Source organism: Plantibacter sp. 2H11-2 (assembly GCF_050031945.1).
GTDB classification, from domain to species: Bacteria; Actinomycetota; Actinomycetes; order Actinomycetales; family Microbacteriaceae; genus Plantibacter; species Plantibacter auratus.
The window spans coordinates 157,921-173,915 of the sequence record NZ_JBNBBL010000006.1 but is presented as its reverse complement, the minus strand read 5'-3'; the positions used below and the strand labels follow the sequence as shown (position 1 = coordinate 173,915).

The window sequence follows — 15,995 nt, the reverse complement described above, 5'->3', positions numbered from 1 at the left end:
ATCCGGCGCGGACGGTCCTCCGGCCCAGAGGGTCGGTGCCTCGTCCACCGGGGTTAGGCTGCTGGGATGAGTGCCGACGACTACCTGCCCGCCGATGGCGGCATCACGATGTTCTCCACGACCTGGTGCGGGTACTGCGCCCGACTGAAGCAACAGCTGTCCGCAGCCGGTATCCCGTTCACCGAGGTCGACATCGAGCAGGTCCCGGGGACCGCCGACCTCGTCGCCTCGCTGAACGGCGGCAACCAGACGGTCCCGACGGTGATCTTCCCCGACCGCTCGACCGCGACGAACCCGTCGCTCGCTCAGGTGAAGGCGGCACTCGGCGTCTGACCAGCCGACGACGTCCGGCCGGGCGACCCGTGGTCACCCGGTCGGACGAACCGGACGTCAGGCGCCCAGCGCCTCGCGGAGCAGGTGGACGAGGGCGTTCAGCTGCACTGAGTCGACCGACGCGACGTCCTGGTCGCTGCCGTCGAGCGCGCGAGCGGCCAGGCCCTGCTTGCTGTCGATGAGTTCCGCGACCTTCGCGTCGATCGTGTGCGCGGCGATGATGCGCCAGGCGGTGACCGGCTCCTCCTGACCGATGCGGTGCACGCGGTCGATCGCCTGGGTCTGCTCGGCGGCCGTCCAGGACAACTCGGCGAGCACGACGTTGGAGGCGGCCTGCAGGTTGACGCCGACGCCGGCGGCGGTGAGCGAACAGACGGCGACCGCGACCTCCGGATCGGTGTTGAACGCGTCGATCGCGGCCTGACGCGCCTGCGCGGTCTGGTCGCCGCGGAGCGACACCGTCTTCAAGCCGCGACCCGCGAACAACTGCTCGGCCGCGTTCATGACGTCGATGTGCTTCGCGAAGAACACGACCTTGCCCACAGACCTCGCGAGCTGCGCCGTGTAGTCGGCGGCGAGGACGGCCTTCGCTTGACCGATCTTGCGGATCATGGTGAACACGTTCTCCGTGCCACCGGCGGCCTTGGACTCGTCGAGCTCGGCCTGGGCGACCATGCGCATGAGGTCGGTGTTCGGATCGTGCAGCGCGTCGACGCGCTCACCACGCGACTCCAGGACCCGCACGTAGCGGGACTTGAGCCGTTGCCCGAGCTCGGCCTCCGCGTCGCGGATGGACCGGATCGCCTCGTCGTCGAGCTCGACCGGGAGGTCGGCGACGCGCTTGGCGGGCAGGTCCTTGGCGACGTCGAGCTTCTTGCGGCGCACGATGCCCATGTCGATGACGGCGGACCGCGCGGCGGCGTAGAAGGCGTGCTCGGCCGGGGTCAGGCCGGTGTCCTCGAGCCGCTCCATGAGTTCGGCGGTCGGCTTGCCGTCCTTGATCCAGCCGAGGAACTGCCAGATGGCGTTGAAGTCCTCGACGTCGTTGATCAGCGGCGTACCCGTCAGCGCGAGCAGCAGCGGGTCCTGACCGGGCGTCGCCTTCCGGATCCGGTTTGCGAGCGACAGCACGTGCTGCGAGCGCTGGGAGTGGAGGTTCTTGATGAAGTGCGCCTCGTCGACCACCATGCCGCGGAAGCCGAGCGTCCCGAGCCAGGCGAGGTGGCGGTCGAGGACCTCGTAGTTCACGATGATGACGTCGGCGAAGGCGTCGAGCGCCTGGCCGTCGCCGTGGATGACCGTGGCGCGTCGGTGCGGCGTCCAGCGCTCCACCTCGCGCGCCCAGTTCATCTTGACGACGTTCGGGACGATGACGAGGAGTGGGTACGCCTCGGCGACCGAGGCGGCGAGGACCGACTGCGCGGTCTTGCCGAGGCCCGGCTCGTCGGCGAGCAGGAAGGAACGGTGTCCTTCACGGACGCTCTCGACGAAGCGCGCCTGGTGCTTCATGACCTCGAGGCCGCGCGGCGAGAGCCGGTCGAGCTTCGGGGCCTCGGGCAGGTCCATCGAGGCCGCTCCCCCGCCGGAACCGAGCTCGAACGCCTTGTACAGGGGGCCCATGAGCTCCCAGCTGTCGAGTCGTCGACGCACGGTCGGCTGCGGTGCCGCCTGGCTGAAGTCCGGGGCGAGGAACGGATTGGCCAACTGACGTGCCTTGACCGACTGCGGGATGACCTGCTTCTCGGCGAGCTCGGCCGGGACGACTGATTCCACGACGGGCTTCTCGACGGTGATGATGAGTTCGTCGGCGCTGAGTTCGGCGCCCGACTCGAGGAGCCAGTCGCGCCGGAGCCGTTGCGCGACGGGGCTCGTCGCGGCGTCGGCCTCGAGGAGCTGGATGAGCGAGGTGTCGCGCGCCGCCGTCTTGGCGAGGATGGTCGCCACACCGTCGAGGCGCTTCAGGAGCTCGGTCCGCGTGGCGTCGCTGTAGCTCGTGTCGGCCTTGACCCTGGCGCGTTCCTCACGGACGAGGAAGGCGATGACCTGGTACTTGGTCCGGTTGGTTGGCCCGACCTTGCCCTTCTGCGCCTTCGCCTCGACCTCGCGCACCTTGCGAGCGAGGATGGGGATGATCGGCGCGTCGTCGTCGTGACGCGACGAGGACCCTCTGGGGTTCGAGCGGCCAGATGAACGGGTGCTGGAACGCCCCTGGGAACGGCGTTGCTGGCCGGTGTGCGGCATGCTCCTCCTGAGCAGTCGAAGAGCCTCATCGGCCGAGGGGCCGGAAGAGACGGGCGTCGGGCCCGACTGGTCGTCGTGGAGCAACAGAGCGTTGCACGAGACCGACACGGGCGCCCGACGGGCGTGTGCCCAGTCTACGCCATCGGCCGCATCGGTCGCGAGCGCTCAGTCCGGCGCGCTGTCGACGAGTCCGAACCGCTCCAGTTCGGTGTCGTCGAGCATGCGGGAACGGATGAGGAACCGCTGCCCCGTCGGGGCCTCGACGCTGAACCCGCTGCCGCGCCCCTGCACCACGTCGATCGTCAGGTGCGTGTACTTCCAGTACTCGAACTGGGAACGCGACATGTAGACCTCGACGGGCGCGTCGAGCCCGGGCACGTCGAGCGTGTCGAGCAGGACGTCGACCGCGCCCGTGCGGAACATCCCGACGGGGTAGCACATGGGCGAACTCCCGTCGCAGCATCCGCCGGACTGATGGAACATGAGCGGTCCGTGCAGCGCGGTCATCTCCCGCACCAGTGCGGCCGCAGCGTCGGTGACGTCGACCCGTCCGGTCATGGTGTCCTCCTTCGTCGTGGCGTTTATCCGGCCCTGCCCCTCCGCCGGTCCCTGAGCCTGTCGAAGGGCGCCCTTCGACAAGCTCAGGGACCGGGTGGGGGCTCAGGGACCGGGATGTGGATCAGAAGAAGCCCATCGGCCCCTCCGCGTAGCTCACGAGCAGGTTCTTCGTCTGCTGGTAGTGGTCGAGCATCATCTTGTGGTTCTCCCGGCCGATCCCCGACTGCTTGTACCCGCCGAACGCCGCGTGCGCCGGGTACTGGTGGTAGGTGTTCGACCAGACGCGTCCCGCCTCGATCGCCCGCCCGGCCCGGTACAGCGTCGTCGCCTCACGGCTCCACACACCGGCGCCGAGGCCGTAGAGGGTGTCGTTCGCGATGGAGATCGCCTCGTCGTAGTCAGCGAAGCTCGTGAGTGCGAGCACGGGCCCGAAGATCTCCTCCTGGAAGATCCGCATGTCGTTCGTCCCCTCGAAGACGGTCGGCTGGACGTAGAACCCGCCGCTCAACTCACCGCCGAGGTCGGCTCGCTCGCCGCCGATGAGCAGCTTCGCGCCGCCCTGCTTGCCGATGTCCATGTAGGAGAGGATCTTCTCGAGCTGGTCGTTCGACGCCTGGGCACCGATCATCGTGTCCGTGTCGAGCGGGTTGCCCTGCTTGATCTTGCCGATGCGGGTCAGCGCGTCGCCCACGAAGCCGTCGTAGATGGAACGCTGGACGAGCGCCCGACTCGGGCAGGTGCAGACCTCGCCCTGGTTCAGGGCGAACATGCTGAAGCCCTCCTGCGCCTTCTCGTAGTACTGGTCGTGCTCGCGCGCCACGTCCTCGAAGAACACGTTCGGGCTCTTGCCGCCGAGCTCCAGCGTCACCGGGATGAGGTTCTCGCTCGCGTACTGCATGATCAGGCGACCGGTCGTGGTCTCACCGGTGAACGCGATCTTCCGGATCCGCGGGTGGGACGCCAGCGGGGCGCCGGCCTCGATGCCGAAACCGTTGACGACGTTGAGCACGCCGGCCGGCAGCAGGTCCTTCACGAGGTCGACGATGAGGTGGATCGACGCCGGGGTCTGCTCGGCCGGCTTCAGCACGACGCAGTTGCCTGCGGCGAGCGCCGGTGCGAGTTTCCACACCGCCATGAGGATCGGGAAGTTCCAGGGGATGATCTGTCCGACGACGCCGAGCGGTTCGTGGAAGTGGTAGGCGACCGTGTCGTGGTCGAGTTCCGAGATGCCGCCCTCCTGGGCGCGGATCGCCCCCGCGAAATAGCGGAAGTGGTCGATCGCCAAGGGGATGTCGGCGGCCAGGGTCTCGCGGACCGGCTTGCCGTTCTCCCAGCTCTCGGCGACGGCGATCTCCTCGAGGTGCTCCTCCATGCGGTCGGCGATGCGGTTGAGGATCACCGCGCGCTCGGCGACGCTCGTCTTCGACCAGGCGGGGAACGCCTTCCATCCCGCCTCGACCGCTCGGTCCACGTCGGCCGCGGTGCCTCGGGCGATCTCGGTGAACACGGCTCCGGTGACCGGGGTCTGGTTCTCGAAGTACTGCCCGTTCGCGGGCGGGACGTACTCGCCACCGATGAAGTGGTCGTAGCGGGGGGCGTAGCTGAACACGGCACCTTCGGTACCCGGGTTGGCGTAGACGGTCATGTCACTCCTTGTCGACGACGTTGTCGGTGTCGCACCGCTCAGGTGCGTGCCGTCGACGCTAGTCGGCCGGAGGTTGCAGGAGGTTGCGTCGAGGACCGCGGACCGGATCGGCCGTCAGGACGCCGAGAGCTCGGCGTCGATCGCCTCGATGCGGGCGACGAGGCCGGCGCGCTTCGGTGACCGCGGCGGCAGCAGTCGGAGGCAGGCGTGCAGGATCTCGACGTCGTCGGGCGCGGCCGCGGTCCGGGTGTAGTCGTGCAGCAGGTCCGCCGAGGCGTCGGTCAGCATCGCCTCGCGGAGGCGCGTCGCGACCCGGTCGCGGAGGTCGACGACACCGGGGGCGGTGGAGTCCGGCAGGAGCGGGCCCGGGTACGCGGCGAGCGCTGCGCGGTGGGCGCCGCGGTCGAGGAGGGACAGCACCTGGTGGGCGTCGAGCTGGAGCGGGGTGGTGAGCCGGTACGGCCGCGAGGCCGGCACGAGTGTCGGCGCGGTCCCGCCGAGCACCTTCCGCAGCCGGACCAGCTCCGCCCGGAGGGTGACCGCGGCCTCGTCCGCGTCGTAGAGCAGCCCGGCGAGCGCGTCGGCGCTCAGGCCCTGGTGGTGCCAGGCCAGCAGGGTCAGGATCTCGGCGTGCCGTCGGCTGAGCTCGGTCGGGCGACTCGCCCCGTGTCCGACCAGCAGGCCGGTGTCACGGCCGAGCACCTGCAGGCCGGGCCGCACCGTGGTCGTCCGGCGGGCTGTGTCCGTGCGTGGACGACCGGCGAACCGGCGGTCGGCGACCGCGCGCAGCCGCTGCACCATGATCTCGGACTCGACGGCGGCGGCGGTCGCCTCCATGAGCGGCAGCGCATGCGAGGCGACCGCCTGCGGGCCACCGGTGATGTCGATCACGCCGATGATCTGCCGGGTCTCGGGATCGTGCACCGGGACCGCCGTGCAGCTCCACGGGTGCACGAGGCGGTTGAAGTGCTCGGCCGCGTGGATCTGGATACCGTGGTCGAGTTCGAGCGCGGTGCCCGGGGCGCTCGTCCCCACCTCCCGCTCCGACCACCCGGCACCCTCGACGAAGAGCATGCCCTCCGCCCGTCGCCGCAGATGACGGTCGCCGTCCACCCAGAGCAGTCTGCCCATGGCGTCGCCCACCGCGACGAGCATGCCGGAGTCGTCGTCCGCGTCGTTGACCAGCAGCTTGGTGATCACCGGGAGGACGCCGGCGAGCGGGTGCCCGAGCCGGTGGTCGCGCAACTCGTCCTCGTCGAAGGCGAGCTCCGGCATGAGGTTGTCCGGGTCGAGGTGACGGCCCATCGACCGTTCCCACGACTCGCGGACGAGCCGTCGGACGAGTCCGCGCTGCGCTTCGGCACGCGCCGGGGCCGCCAGCCACGGACTGGACACCTCACCACCACCCATCCACGTCGACCGGTTCTGCGGACAGTGTATCCGCCGCAGCCCACCGGTCGACGGGTAACCTCAGGCGGCGGGACGGAACCGGCGGAGGCGCAGGCTGTTGAGCACGACGAACACGCTGGAGAACGCCATCGCCGCACCCGCGATCATCGGGTTGAGGAGGCCGAGCGCGGCGAGCGGGATCGCCGCCACGTTGTAGGCGAACGCCCAGAACAGGTTGCCGCGGATGATCCCGAGCGTCCGCCGGGAGAGCCGGACGGCGTCGATCGCCGTGGCGAGGGAACCGGAGACGATGCTGAGGTCGGCTGCGCCCTTGGCCGCATCCGTACCCGTCCCCATGGCGATCCCGAGATCGGCCGTGGCGATCGCCGCTGCGTCGTTCACCCCGTCGCCGATCATGGCGACGCGGTGACCGGCCGCCTGGAGCCGTTCGACGGCGGCGACCTTGTCGGAGGGGCTCGCGTCGGCGATCACCTCGGTGATCCCGACCTCGCCCGCGACCCGCGCTGCGACGGCCGCGTTGTCGCCGGTGAGGAGTACCGGTGTCATCCCCAGGGACACGGCACGTCCGATGGCGGCGCGGGCCTCCGGCTTCACGGTGTCGGCGACCTCGACGACGCCGCGGACCTCGCCGTCCCAGGCGACGACCACCACGGTGCTCGCACGCTCCGCGGCTGCAGCCAGGGCGCTCGCCGCGTCCGGCCCGATGCGGAAGCCCTGGTCCTCCGCGAAGGCAGGACGTCCGGCCAGCACGGTTCCTCCGTTGATCGTGCCGGTGACGCCGAGACCCTCGAGGCTCGCGAAGTCCGAGACCACCGGACGAGCTGCATCGCGGCGGGTCGCTTCCGCGACGATGGCCTCGGCGATGGGGTGCTCGGAGGCCGCTTCGAGCGCTGCGCCGAGCGCGAGCACCTCGTCCGTCGCGCCGGCCGCCCAGACCTCCCTCACACTCATCCGCCCGGACGTGACCGTACCCGTCTTGTCGAGCAGGATGCGGTCGATGCCGCTCGCCCGCTCGAGCGCCTCCGGTCCGGCGATGAGGATACCGAGCTGCGCGCCACGCCCCGTCCCGACGAGGAGGGCCACCGGGGTCGCGAGCCCCAGCGCACACGGGCAGGCGATGATGAGGACGGCGACCGCGGCGGTGAACGCCGCCTCCAAGGTCGAGCCGGTGAGCGCCCACACGATGGCGGTGCCGAGGGCGATCACCAGGACGACCGGGACGAACACGCTCGAGACGCGGTCGGCGAGCCGTTGGACCCGGCTCTTCCCGAGCTGCGCCGCCTCGACCGCTTGCGCCATGCGCGCCAGCTGCGTCTCGGCGCCGACGGCCGTCGCCCGCACGACGAGACTGCCGCCGCGCGCGATCGTGCCACCGATGACCCTCGAGCCGGCTACGAGCTCGACCGGGACGGACTCCCCCGTGACGAGACTCTCGTCGACACTCGCCGCCCCCTCGACGACGATTCCATCGGTGGCGACGGACTCACCGGGACGCACGAGGAAGTGGTCTCCGACGAGCAGCTGCTCGATCGGGATCCGTTCCTCGGTCCGGGTGGGCGCCATGAGGTCAGAGGGGTCCGCCGCACGGTGCCGGAGCACGGAGACCTCGGAGGCGCCCAGCGTCATGAGGTCCCGGAGCGCCTCGCCTGCCGCACGCTTCGACCGCTGCTCGATGAGACGGCCGGCGAGCAGGAAGACGGTCACGCCGGCGGCCACCTCGAGGTACAGCGCGCTCGACGGGTCGGCGTCGGGTGCGAAGAAGGTGAACTCGTGCCGCATGCCCGTCATCCCGGCCATGCCGAAGAAGAGCGCCCAGACGGACCACAGGTACGCGGCCCCCGTCCCGAGCGTGATGAGGGTGTCCATCGTCACCGAGCCGTGCCGCAGCGTCGCGAACGTCGCCCGGTGGAACGGGTACCCACCCCAGAAGACGACCGGCGTCGCGAGCGTGAGGGAGAGCCACTGCCAGTGGTCGAACTGCCAGGCGGGGATCATCGCGAGCAGCACGACGGGCAGCGCCAGCACCGCGCTGACGAGGAGGCGGGTGCGCAGCGTCGTCACGGTCGCCGAGGGGTCGGACGTCGTTCCCGAGGTCGGAGTCTGCTCCCGGTCCGCCGCGGCGCGTTCGTCAGCGGGCGGACGCACCGTCGCCGTGTAGCCGGCCTTCGCGACGGCCGCGACCAGCTCGTCCGCGGTGACGGAGGAGGGCGCGGTCACCGTCGCCCGTTCGGTCGCGAGGTTGACCTGCGCCTCGACACCGTCGAGCGCGGTCAGCCGCTTCTCGACGCGTGCCACACAGCTCGCGCAGGTCATGCCCTCGATGTCGAGGTCGAGCTGGATGAGTGGCGCGCTCATCAGCGACGACCCACGAGGGTGTAGCCGGCCTCCTGGACGCCGGCACCGATGGCCGCCTCGTCGGCCGACGAGGCGCCCGAGACCGTGACCGTCCCCGCGTCGAGATCCACGGCGACCCCGTCGACGCCGGAGAGCGCGGAGAGCTCGGTCGTGACGGCGGACACGCAGTGCGCGCAGGTCATGCCGTCGACCCGGTAGGTGGTGGTTGCGGTGGTTTCGGACATGCGTCCTCCTCAGTGGATCGGAGCCCTCACTATACCCCCAGGGGGTACCCCTTGCAACCGTCCGCGGGACGCGATCGCCGGGTCAGCCGAGCAGGTCGAGCGCCCGCACCGCCGCCCGCTCCTCCTCGAGTTCCGCCACGGAGGCGTCGATACGCCGCTGCCAGACGGGCGCGATGTCGAGCCCCTCGACGACCTCCCAGCGTCCGTCGACCGAGCGGGCCGGGAACGAACTCACGAGCCCCTCCGGCACGCCGTACCAGCCCTCCGAGGGGAGCGCCACGGACGTCCAGCGCTCCGGCCGGCCCGGGGTCGCCGTGCCGTTCACCCAGTCATGCACGTGATCGATGGCGGCGGCAGCGGCCGAGGCGGCGGACGACGAGCCCCGGACCGCGATGATCTCCGCACCGCGCTTCGCAACCCGTGGGATGAACTCGTCGGCGATCCACTCCTCGTCGACGAGTTCGAGGGCCGGACGACCACCGACCGTCGCGTGGGAGAGGTCCGGCACCTGGGTCGCCGAGTGATTGCCCCAGATCACGACTCCGTCGATCTCGGACACGGCTGCGCCGGTCTTGGCGGCCAACTGCGCGACGGCGCGGTTGTGGTCGAGTCGGGTCAGGGCGGTGAACCGTTCGGCCGGCACCCCGGCGGCGGCCGACTGCGCGATGAGTGCGTTCGTGTTGGCCGGGTTGCCGACCACCAGGACGCGCACGTCGTCGGCCGCACCGGCTCCGATCGCCGCGCCCTGCGGTGCGAAGATCCCGCCGTTGGCCGCGAGGAGGTCGGCTCGTTCCATGCCCGGACCACGTGGACGGGCACCGACGAGCAGGGCGACGTCCACCCCGTCGAAGGCGCGCGACATCTCGGTCGTCGCCTCCACCCCGGCCAGGAGCGGGAACGCGCAGTCCTGCAGTTCCAAGGCCGTCCCCTCGGCCGCTCCGAGACCCTGTGGGATCTCGAGCAGGCGCAGGACGACGGGCCGGTCCGGCCCCAGCAGCTGACCTGACGCGATGCGGAAGAGCAGGGAGTAGCCGATCTGGCCTCCGGCTCCGGTGACGGTGACGACGGTGGGTTCGCTCATACGCCCACGCTACTCCGCGGCCTCCGGGGTGGGTCGTGAGGCCTGCATGTCCGCCTCGGCGGAGTCGACCGCCTCGTGCTCCTCCGGGGACACCGGCCCCACCCGGCTCTTCCGTTGGGCCGAGGACTCGGACGGCAGCGCGACGGCCGTCTCCGTGATGCGGTTCGCCATCCCGTTGAAGATGATCCCGTGGAACGGCAGGATCGCGAACCAGTAGAGGCGTCCGCCGAGCCCCTTCGGGAAGAAGACGGCGCGCTGCCGGTAGACCGAGCCGTCCCCGACCGGGGTCGCGCTCATCTCCAGCCACGCGAGACCGGGCACGCGCATCTCGGCGCGCAGGCGAAGCATCCGACCCCGTTCGAGGTACTCCACGCGCCAGAAGTCGAGGGCGTCCCCGACGCTCAGGTGCTGCGGATCGTCGCGACCACGTCGCAACCCGACACCACCGACGAGCTTGTCCATCCAGCCACGGATCGCCCACGCCAACGGGAAGGAGTACCACCCGTTCTCGCCGCCGATGGACTCGATCACCGAGAAGAGCCGGTCGGCCCCCGCGGAGGTCTTCCGTTCCTTGAGATCGATGTAGACGGTGTGTCCGGCCCAGTCGGGGTCGCTCGGCAGCGGGTCGCTCGGCGCGCCGTCCACGGTCGCGTTCCGCCAGGAGGTCTCGACCTCACCGTCGCGCATGCGCTGCAGCGCGAGGCGCACCGCGCGTCGGTACCCCGTCAGACCGCCCTCCGGCGGCGGGATGACCGCGTCGATGTCGTGGTCGCCCATGACGCAGTCGACGAGCAGCGACTCGATGATCGGCGACGCGAGCCGGCGCGGGATCGGGGTCACGAGGTTCACCCACTGCGAGGCCAACCACGGGGTGAGGACCGGGAGCGGCGCGATCGGGCGCTGCGGGAGGCCGGCCTCGACCGCGTAGCCGTTCATCATCTGTCCGTACCGGAGGACGTCGGGGCCGCCGATGTCGAAGGCCCGGTTCACGTCGCGGTCGACCTCGGCGCTCGCCAGCAGGTAGTGCAGGACGTCACGGACCGCGATCGGCTGGATGAAGTTCCGGACCCAGCGCGGCGCCGGCATGTACGGCAGGATGTCCGTCAGATGGCGGATCATCTCGAAGGAGGTCGATCCGGAACCGATGACCACGCCGGCCTGCAGGACGATCGTCGGAACGCCCGAGGCGAGCAGTATCCGCCCGACCTCGGTGCGGGACCGCAGGTGCTTCGACAGCTCGACGCCCTCGGGGTGCAGGCCACCGAGGTAGACGATGCGCGACACCCCTGCCGCGGCAGCGCCGGCGGCCACGTGCTCCGCGGCGTCGAGCTCCGTCTGCTCGAAGTCACCCTTGCCACCCATGGAGTGCACGAGGTAGTAGACGACGTCGACGTCCACGCAGGCCGATGCGACCTGGGCCGCGTCACCGAGATCACCCTCGACGACCTCCACCTGATCGCGCCAGGGCACGTCGGTGAGCTTCTGCGGCGAGCGCACGAGCACCCGGACCGTGTACCCGGCCTCCAGCAGCCGCGGCACGAGCCGCCCGCCGATGTAGCCGGTGGCACCCGTGACGAGCACGCGCTTCGGAGTCGATGAATCGGTCATGGGTGCAACGTTACGACCCGTCGACGACAGCGGCGCCCGGCTGTACAGCCGGGCGCCGCTGTGCAAGCACCACGCGGGTGCCACGAGTCGCTACAGGAGCGCCTTCGTGTGCCAGACGGTCTTCACCTCGGTGAACGCGGTGATCCGGTCGAGACTCGCGGGGACCGAGCCCCGGAAACCGTTCGGGCGGACCACCCGTTTGAGCGTCTCGGCCGCGAGGACCTCGAGCTCGATCCAGTCGAGCTCGCCGGCGCCGGCGAGGTCGATCGCGTTGATGTCGGCGTGCGATGCGAGCCACGGAGCCATCTCAGCCGGCGATCCGGTCAGCACGTTCACGACGCCGCCGGGGACGTCACTCGTGGCGAGCACCTCGGCGAGGCTGATCGACGAGAGCGGCAGGCGCTCGCTCGCGATCACGACGATCGTGTTCCCCGCGACCAGCGCTGGAGCGACGACGCTCACGAATCCGAGGAGCGACGAGTCCTGCGGCGCGATGAGCGCGACGACGCCCGTCGGCTCCGGAACCGAGAGGTTGAAGTACGGACCGGAGACGGGGTTCGCTCCCCCGACCACCTGGACGTACTTGTCCGCCCAGCCCGCGTACCAGACCCAGAGGTCGATGGCCTCGTCGACCTGTGCTGCGGCCTTCGCCTGCGAGACGCCTTCGGCCTGGACGATCTCCTCGATGAACTGCGCCCGCCGACCCTCGAGCAGCTCGGCGATGCGGTAGAGCACCTGCCCGCGGTTGTAGGCGGTGGCACCCGACCAACCGGCGAGTGCCGATCGTGCGGCGACCACCGCGTCGCGGGCGTCCTTCCGCGAGGCGAGCGATGCGTTCGCGAGGAACTCCCCCTTGGCGTTCGTCACCTCGTACGTCCTTCCGGATTCGCTGCGTGGGAACTTGCCGCCGATGGCGAGCTTGTAGGTCTTCGGGATGGTGAGCCGGCTCATCGCTGGGCTCCCTTCTTGGCAGCCTTGGGAGCTGCGGTGGGGGCGGACACTGCGGAACCGGCCGGCGCGAGGTAGGCGCCGAGCCCGTGGCGACCACCCTCGCGGCCGTACCCCGACTCCTGGTACCCGCCGAACGGGCTGGCTGGATCGAACCGGTTGAAGGTGTTCGCCCAGATGACGCCGGCGCGGAGCTTGTCCGCGACCGCGAGGATCCGGCTGCCCTTGTCGCTCCAGATCCCGGCCGACAGTCCGTACGGGGTGTTGTTCGCCTTCGCGATGGCCTCCGCGGGCGTCCGGAAGGACATGACCGAGAGGACCGGCCCGAAGATCTCCTCGCGGGCGATCCGGTGGCTGGTGGACACGTTCGTGAAGATCGTCGGCGCGAACCAGAACCCGTTCTCGGGCAACTCGCAGTCCGGGCTCCACCGTTCGGCGCCTTCGAGCTCGCCGATGTCCGAGAGCTCGCGGATACGGGCGAGCTGCTCGGCCGAGTTGATCGCGCCGACGTCCGTGTTCTTGTCGAGCGGGTCGCCGACGCGCAGCGTCTGCAGACGGCTCTTCAAGCGGTCGACGACCTCGTCGTGGATGCTCTCCTGGACGAGGAGCCGGGATCCGGCGCAGCAGACGTGACCCTGGTTGAAGAAGATGCCGTTGACGATGCCTTCGATGGCCTGGTCGATCGGTGCGTCGTCGAACACGATGTTCGCGGCCTTGCCACCGAGCTCGAGCGTCAGGCGCTTGTCGCTGCCGGCGATGGTCTTCGCGATCTCGCGCCCGACGGCGGTCGACCCGGTGAAGGCGACCTTGTTGACGTCGGGGTGGCGCACGATCGCCGCCCCCGTCGCTCCGGCACCCGTGACGATGTTCACGACACCGGCCGGCAGCTCGGCCTGCTGGAGGATCTCGGCGAAGATGAGTGCCGTGAGCGGCGTGGTCTCGGCCGGCTTGATGACGACCGTGTTGCCGGCGGCGAGCGCCGGTGCGACCTTCCACGCGAGCATGAGGAGCGGGAAGTTCCACGGGATGACCTGCCCGGCCACGCCGAGGGCACGGGGGTTCGCGCCAAGGCCCGCGTAGTCGAGCTTGTCGGCCCAACCGGCGTAGTAGAAGAACCAGGCGGCGACGAGCGGGACGTCGACGTCGCGGGACTCCTTGATCGGCTTGCCGTTGTCGAGGCTCTCCGCCACGGCGAGCTCGCGGGCGCGCTCCTGGACGAGGCGCGCGATCCGGAAGAGGTACTTGCCGCGGTCGGCGCCCGACAGCTTCGACCACACGCGGTCGTAGGCACGCCGCGCGGCGGTGACGGCGCGATCGACGTCGGCGTCACTCGCCGCGGAGATCGTCGCGATCGACTGCTCGGTGCTCGGTGAGATCGTCTGGAAGGTCCCGCCCGTGCCCTCGGTGAACTCGCCGTCGATGAAGAGGCCGTACTCGGAACGGAGGTGGAGAACGGAGGTGGACTCCGGGGCTGGTGCGTATTCGAGGAAGCTCATGATGTCCTAGTCGATGGTGACGTAGTCGGGGCCGGAGTAGTGGCCGGTGGTGAGTTTCTGACGCTGCAGGAGCACGTCGTTGAGGAGGCTCGAGGCACCGAAGCGGAACAGGTGCGGCTGAAGCCACTCCTCGCCGACCGTCTCGGCGACGGTCACGAGGTACTTGATCGCGTCCTTCGAGGAACGGATGCCGCCGGCGGGCTTCACACCGATCTGCTCACCGGTGAGGCGGTGCCAGTCGCGGACGACCTCGAGCATGAGGAGGGTCACCGGGAGGGTCGCGGCGGGCGCGACCTTGCCGGTGGACGTCTTGATGAAGTCGCCGCCCGCGAGGATGGCGAGCCAGGAGGCGCGCTTCACGTTGTCGTAGGTGTTCAGCTCGCCGGTCTCGAGGATGACCTTGAGGTGCGCCGAGGTGCCGTCGCTCCGACGGCAGGCCTCCTTGACCGCGACGATCTCGTCGAAGACCTGACCGTACCGACCGGAGAGGAACGCACCCCGGTCGATGACCATGTCGATCTCGTCCGCTCCGGCGTCGACGGCGTCGGCCGTGTCCGCCAGCTTGACCGCGAGGGAAGCACGTCCGCCCGGGAAGGCCGTCGCGACCGCCGCGACGTTGATCCCGCCGGCGTCGTGTGCCGCACCAGGCTGCGTGTGCGCCGCGCCGAGCGCCTCGACGGCGTACGGCACCATGTCGCCGTAGACGCAGACCGCGGCGACGCGCGGGGTGGACGGATCCCCGGCGTCCGGGGTGATCGCCTTGGCCACGAGGGAGCGCACCTTGCCGGGGGTGTCGGCGCCCTCGAGGGTGGTGAGGTCGATGAGTTCGATGATGCGGTCGAGGGCCCAGGCCTTCGACGTCGTCTTGATCGAGCGAGTGCCGAGGTCCGCTGCGCGCTGTTCGAGCCCGACGGCGTCGACGCCCGCGAGGCCGTCGAGGTAGCGTCTGAGGCTGGCGTCGGTGACGGGGCCGTCGACGAGTTCGAGCGCCGTCGGCTTCGCCACGAGGTCGCCTGGTGGAGTGGTCATGGTGCGTTCCTTCCGAGCAGATCCTGCTCCGGGGTGTGCTGCTTGGCGGATGATGGTTCGTGGTCGGCGAGCAGTGCCGCCGCGGTCGCCTCGTCGGTGACGAGCACGGTGCAGAGGCCGCTGCTGACGACGGCTCTCGCGACGGCGTGCTTCTGGGCTCCGGCGATGACCGCGATGCTGCGACCGGCACGCCGGAGCGCTTCGAGTCCGAGCCCGACCGTGCGCTCGTCGAGTGTGGGGTCGACGATCATGCCCTCGGCGTCGATGTAGCGCCCGACGACGTCGCCGACGGCACCGCGTGCGACCAGGACGTCGACGTCCGCGGCCGTGAGGTATCCGCTGTGGACGAGGGCGGAGTCGGGTCCGGCCACGCCGGCACCGTACAGGTAGGTGTCGGCCGCTGCGGCCGTGCGGAGCACCTCCGCGACGGTGCGGTCCGACTCGATGCTCAGCTTCGTCTCCAGGCGCTCGAAGATCGCCGGGCTCGGGAGCAGGGTGACGTCGCCGCGGCCCTTCTCGGCGATCCGTGCAGCCGTGGCGGCCGCGGTGCCGACGCGCTGGTTGAGGCTCACTCCGCCGTTGATCTGCACGACGGAGAGCCCCGTCGCCCAGCCGTCGGACAGGTGGTCGGCGATGTCGCGCAGCGTCCTCCCCCAGCTCACGCCCAGCGTCCGCGGTACCGGTCGCATGGCGCCGAGGTAGTCGGCCGCCGCGTGTGCGACGCGTTCGTGGAGGTCGGCACTGTCGCTCGGGCTCGGCACGACGACCGCGTCCGCGAGTCCGAAGCGCTCGCGGAGCGCCCGTTCGAGTGGGAGGCGACGTGCGCGCGGGTGCACGATCTCGATGCGGATGTAGCCGAGTTCGCGGGCTTGGGCGAGGAGCCGACCGACCTTCCACCGCGTGATGCCGAGCAGCGCGCCGATCTCGTCCTGGGTCTTCGTCTCGTCGTAGTACAGCTCCGCGGCGCGCACCGCGAGCAGCTCGTCGCTTTCGATCACCTCGGGCCTCCTCCGGATCGTCTCCAGCCTAGGACGCCACCACCACCCGGACAACGCCTGTTGGCACCC

13 protein-coding genes are annotated in these 15,995 nt (G+C 70.3%); 1 reads left to right on the top strand and 12 read right to left on the bottom strand.

Annotation, left to right across the window (positions count from 1 at the left end):
* Positions 1–66: 66 nt before the first annotated feature.
* Positions 67–333 (top strand): mycoredoxin, encoded by a 267-nt coding sequence (locus tag ACQG07_RS13465; RefSeq protein WP_274500871.1) that lies wholly within the window; start codon positions 67–69, stop codon positions 331–333.
* A gap of 57 nt (positions 334–390) precedes the next feature.
* On the opposite strand, the gene ACQG07_RS13460 is transcribed toward ACQG07_RS13465, so the two are convergent.
* The 12 genes from ACQG07_RS13460 to ACQG07_RS13405 form a co-directional block, all read right to left on the bottom strand.
* On the bottom strand, positions 391–2,574 hold the full coding sequence (locus ACQG07_RS13460) for a DEAD/DEAH box helicase (RefSeq protein ID WP_426738522.1): 2,184 nt from the start codon (positions 2,572–2,574) through the stop codon (positions 391–393).
* Between the two features lie 165 nt (positions 2,575–2,739).
* The gene (locus tag ACQG07_RS13455) at positions 2,740–3,132 is read right to left on the bottom strand and encodes a DUF779 domain-containing protein (RefSeq protein ID WP_426738521.1); all 393 of its coding nucleotides are present in this window, start codon (positions 3,130–3,132) and stop codon (positions 2,740–2,742) included.
* Between the two features lie 121 nt (positions 3,133–3,253).
* Positions 3,254–4,777, bottom strand: coding sequence for an acetaldehyde dehydrogenase ExaC (gene exaC, locus ACQG07_RS13450; RefSeq protein ID WP_085513099.1), 1,524 nt, complete (start codon positions 4,775–4,777; stop codon positions 3,254–3,256).
* Between the two features lie 114 nt (positions 4,778–4,891).
* A complete protein-coding gene (locus tag ACQG07_RS13445) occupies positions 4,892–6,172 on the bottom strand; it encodes a GAF domain-containing protein (RefSeq protein WP_426738520.1) in 1,281 nt (426 codons plus the stop codon).
* 75 nt (positions 6,173–6,247) lie between these two features.
* Positions 6,248–8,542, bottom strand: coding sequence for a heavy metal translocating P-type ATPase (locus ACQG07_RS13440; RefSeq protein WP_426738519.1), 2,295 nt, complete (start codon positions 8,540–8,542; stop codon positions 6,248–6,250).
* Positions 8,542–8,766 (bottom strand): heavy-metal-associated domain-containing protein, encoded by a 225-nt coding sequence (locus ACQG07_RS13435; RefSeq protein ID WP_137243265.1) that lies wholly within the window; start codon positions 8,764–8,766, stop codon positions 8,542–8,544. Before ACQG07_RS13435 ends, ACQG07_RS13440 begins: the two co-directional genes overlap by 1 nt.
* Before the next feature lie 82 nt (positions 8,767–8,848).
* On the bottom strand, positions 8,849–9,847 hold the full coding sequence (locus tag ACQG07_RS13430; protein ID WP_274500863.1) for a malate dehydrogenase: 999 nt from the start codon (positions 9,845–9,847) through the stop codon (positions 8,849–8,851).
* 9 nt (positions 9,848–9,856) lie between these two features.
* A complete protein-coding gene (locus tag ACQG07_RS13425; protein WP_426738518.1) occupies positions 9,857–11,455 on the bottom strand; it encodes an SDR family oxidoreductase in 1,599 nt (532 codons plus the stop codon).
* A 90-nt stretch (positions 11,456–11,545) separates the two neighbouring features.
* On the bottom strand, positions 11,546–12,406 hold the full coding sequence (locus ACQG07_RS13420) for an aldehyde dehydrogenase family protein (RefSeq protein WP_274500859.1): 861 nt from the start codon (positions 12,404–12,406) through the stop codon (positions 11,546–11,548).
* Complete coding sequence (locus ACQG07_RS13415) at positions 12,403–13,899, bottom strand: aldehyde dehydrogenase family protein (RefSeq protein WP_124769557.1); 1,497 nt, start codon at positions 13,897–13,899, stop codon at positions 12,403–12,405. The genes ACQG07_RS13420 and ACQG07_RS13415 overlap by 4 nt, the downstream gene beginning before the upstream one ends.
* A gap of 6 nt (positions 13,900–13,905) precedes the next feature.
* On the bottom strand, positions 13,906–14,928 hold the full coding sequence (gene deoC, locus ACQG07_RS13410) for a deoxyribose-phosphate aldolase (RefSeq protein WP_426738517.1): 1,023 nt from the start codon (positions 14,926–14,928) through the stop codon (positions 13,906–13,908).
* Positions 14,925–15,926 (bottom strand): sugar-binding transcriptional regulator, encoded by a 1,002-nt coding sequence (locus tag ACQG07_RS13405; protein WP_426738516.1) that lies wholly within the window; start codon positions 15,924–15,926, stop codon positions 14,925–14,927. The genes deoC and ACQG07_RS13405 overlap by 4 nt, the downstream gene beginning before the upstream one ends.
* Positions 15,927–15,995: the final 69 nt, after the last annotated feature.

Bases quoted from the DNA above. Each gene is read 5' to 3' on its own strand.
- ACQG07_RS13425 (WP_426738518.1), bottom strand. From the start codon at position 11,455: ATGACCGATTCATCGACTCCGAAGCGCGTGCTCGTCACGGGTGCCACC.
- ACQG07_RS13465 (WP_274500871.1), top strand. From the start codon at position 67: ATGAGTGCCGACGACTACCTGCCCGCCGATGGCGGCATCACGATGTTC.
- ACQG07_RS13435 (WP_137243265.1), bottom strand. From the start codon at position 8,766: ATGTCCGAAACCACCGCAACCACCACCTACCGGGTCGACGGCATGACC.
- exaC (WP_085513099.1), bottom strand. From the start codon at position 4,777: ATGACCGTCTACGCCAACCCGGGTACCGAAGGTGCCGTGTTCAGCTAC.
- ACQG07_RS13420 (WP_274500859.1), bottom strand. From the start codon at position 12,406: ATGAGCCGGCTCACCATCCCGAAGACCTACAAGCTCGCCATCGGCGGC.
- ACQG07_RS13460 (WP_426738522.1), bottom strand. From the start codon at position 2,574: ATGCCGCACACCGGCCAGCAACGCCGTTCCCAGGGGCGTTCCAGCACC.
- ACQG07_RS13440 (WP_426738519.1), bottom strand. From the start codon at position 8,542: ATGAGCGCGCCACTCATCCAGCTCGACCTCGACATCGAGGGCATGACC.
- ACQG07_RS13455 (WP_426738521.1), bottom strand. From the start codon at position 3,132: ATGACCGGACGGGTCGACGTCACCGACGCTGCGGCCGCACTGGTGCGG.
- ACQG07_RS13430 (WP_274500863.1), bottom strand. From the start codon at position 9,847: ATGAGCGAACCCACCGTCGTCACCGTCACCGGAGCCGGAGGCCAGATC.
- ACQG07_RS13415 (WP_124769557.1), bottom strand. From the start codon at position 13,899: ATGAGCTTCCTCGAATACGCACCAGCCCCGGAGTCCACCTCCGTTCTC.
- deoC (WP_426738517.1), bottom strand. From the start codon at position 14,928: ATGACCACTCCACCAGGCGACCTCGTGGCGAAGCCGACGGCGCTCGAA.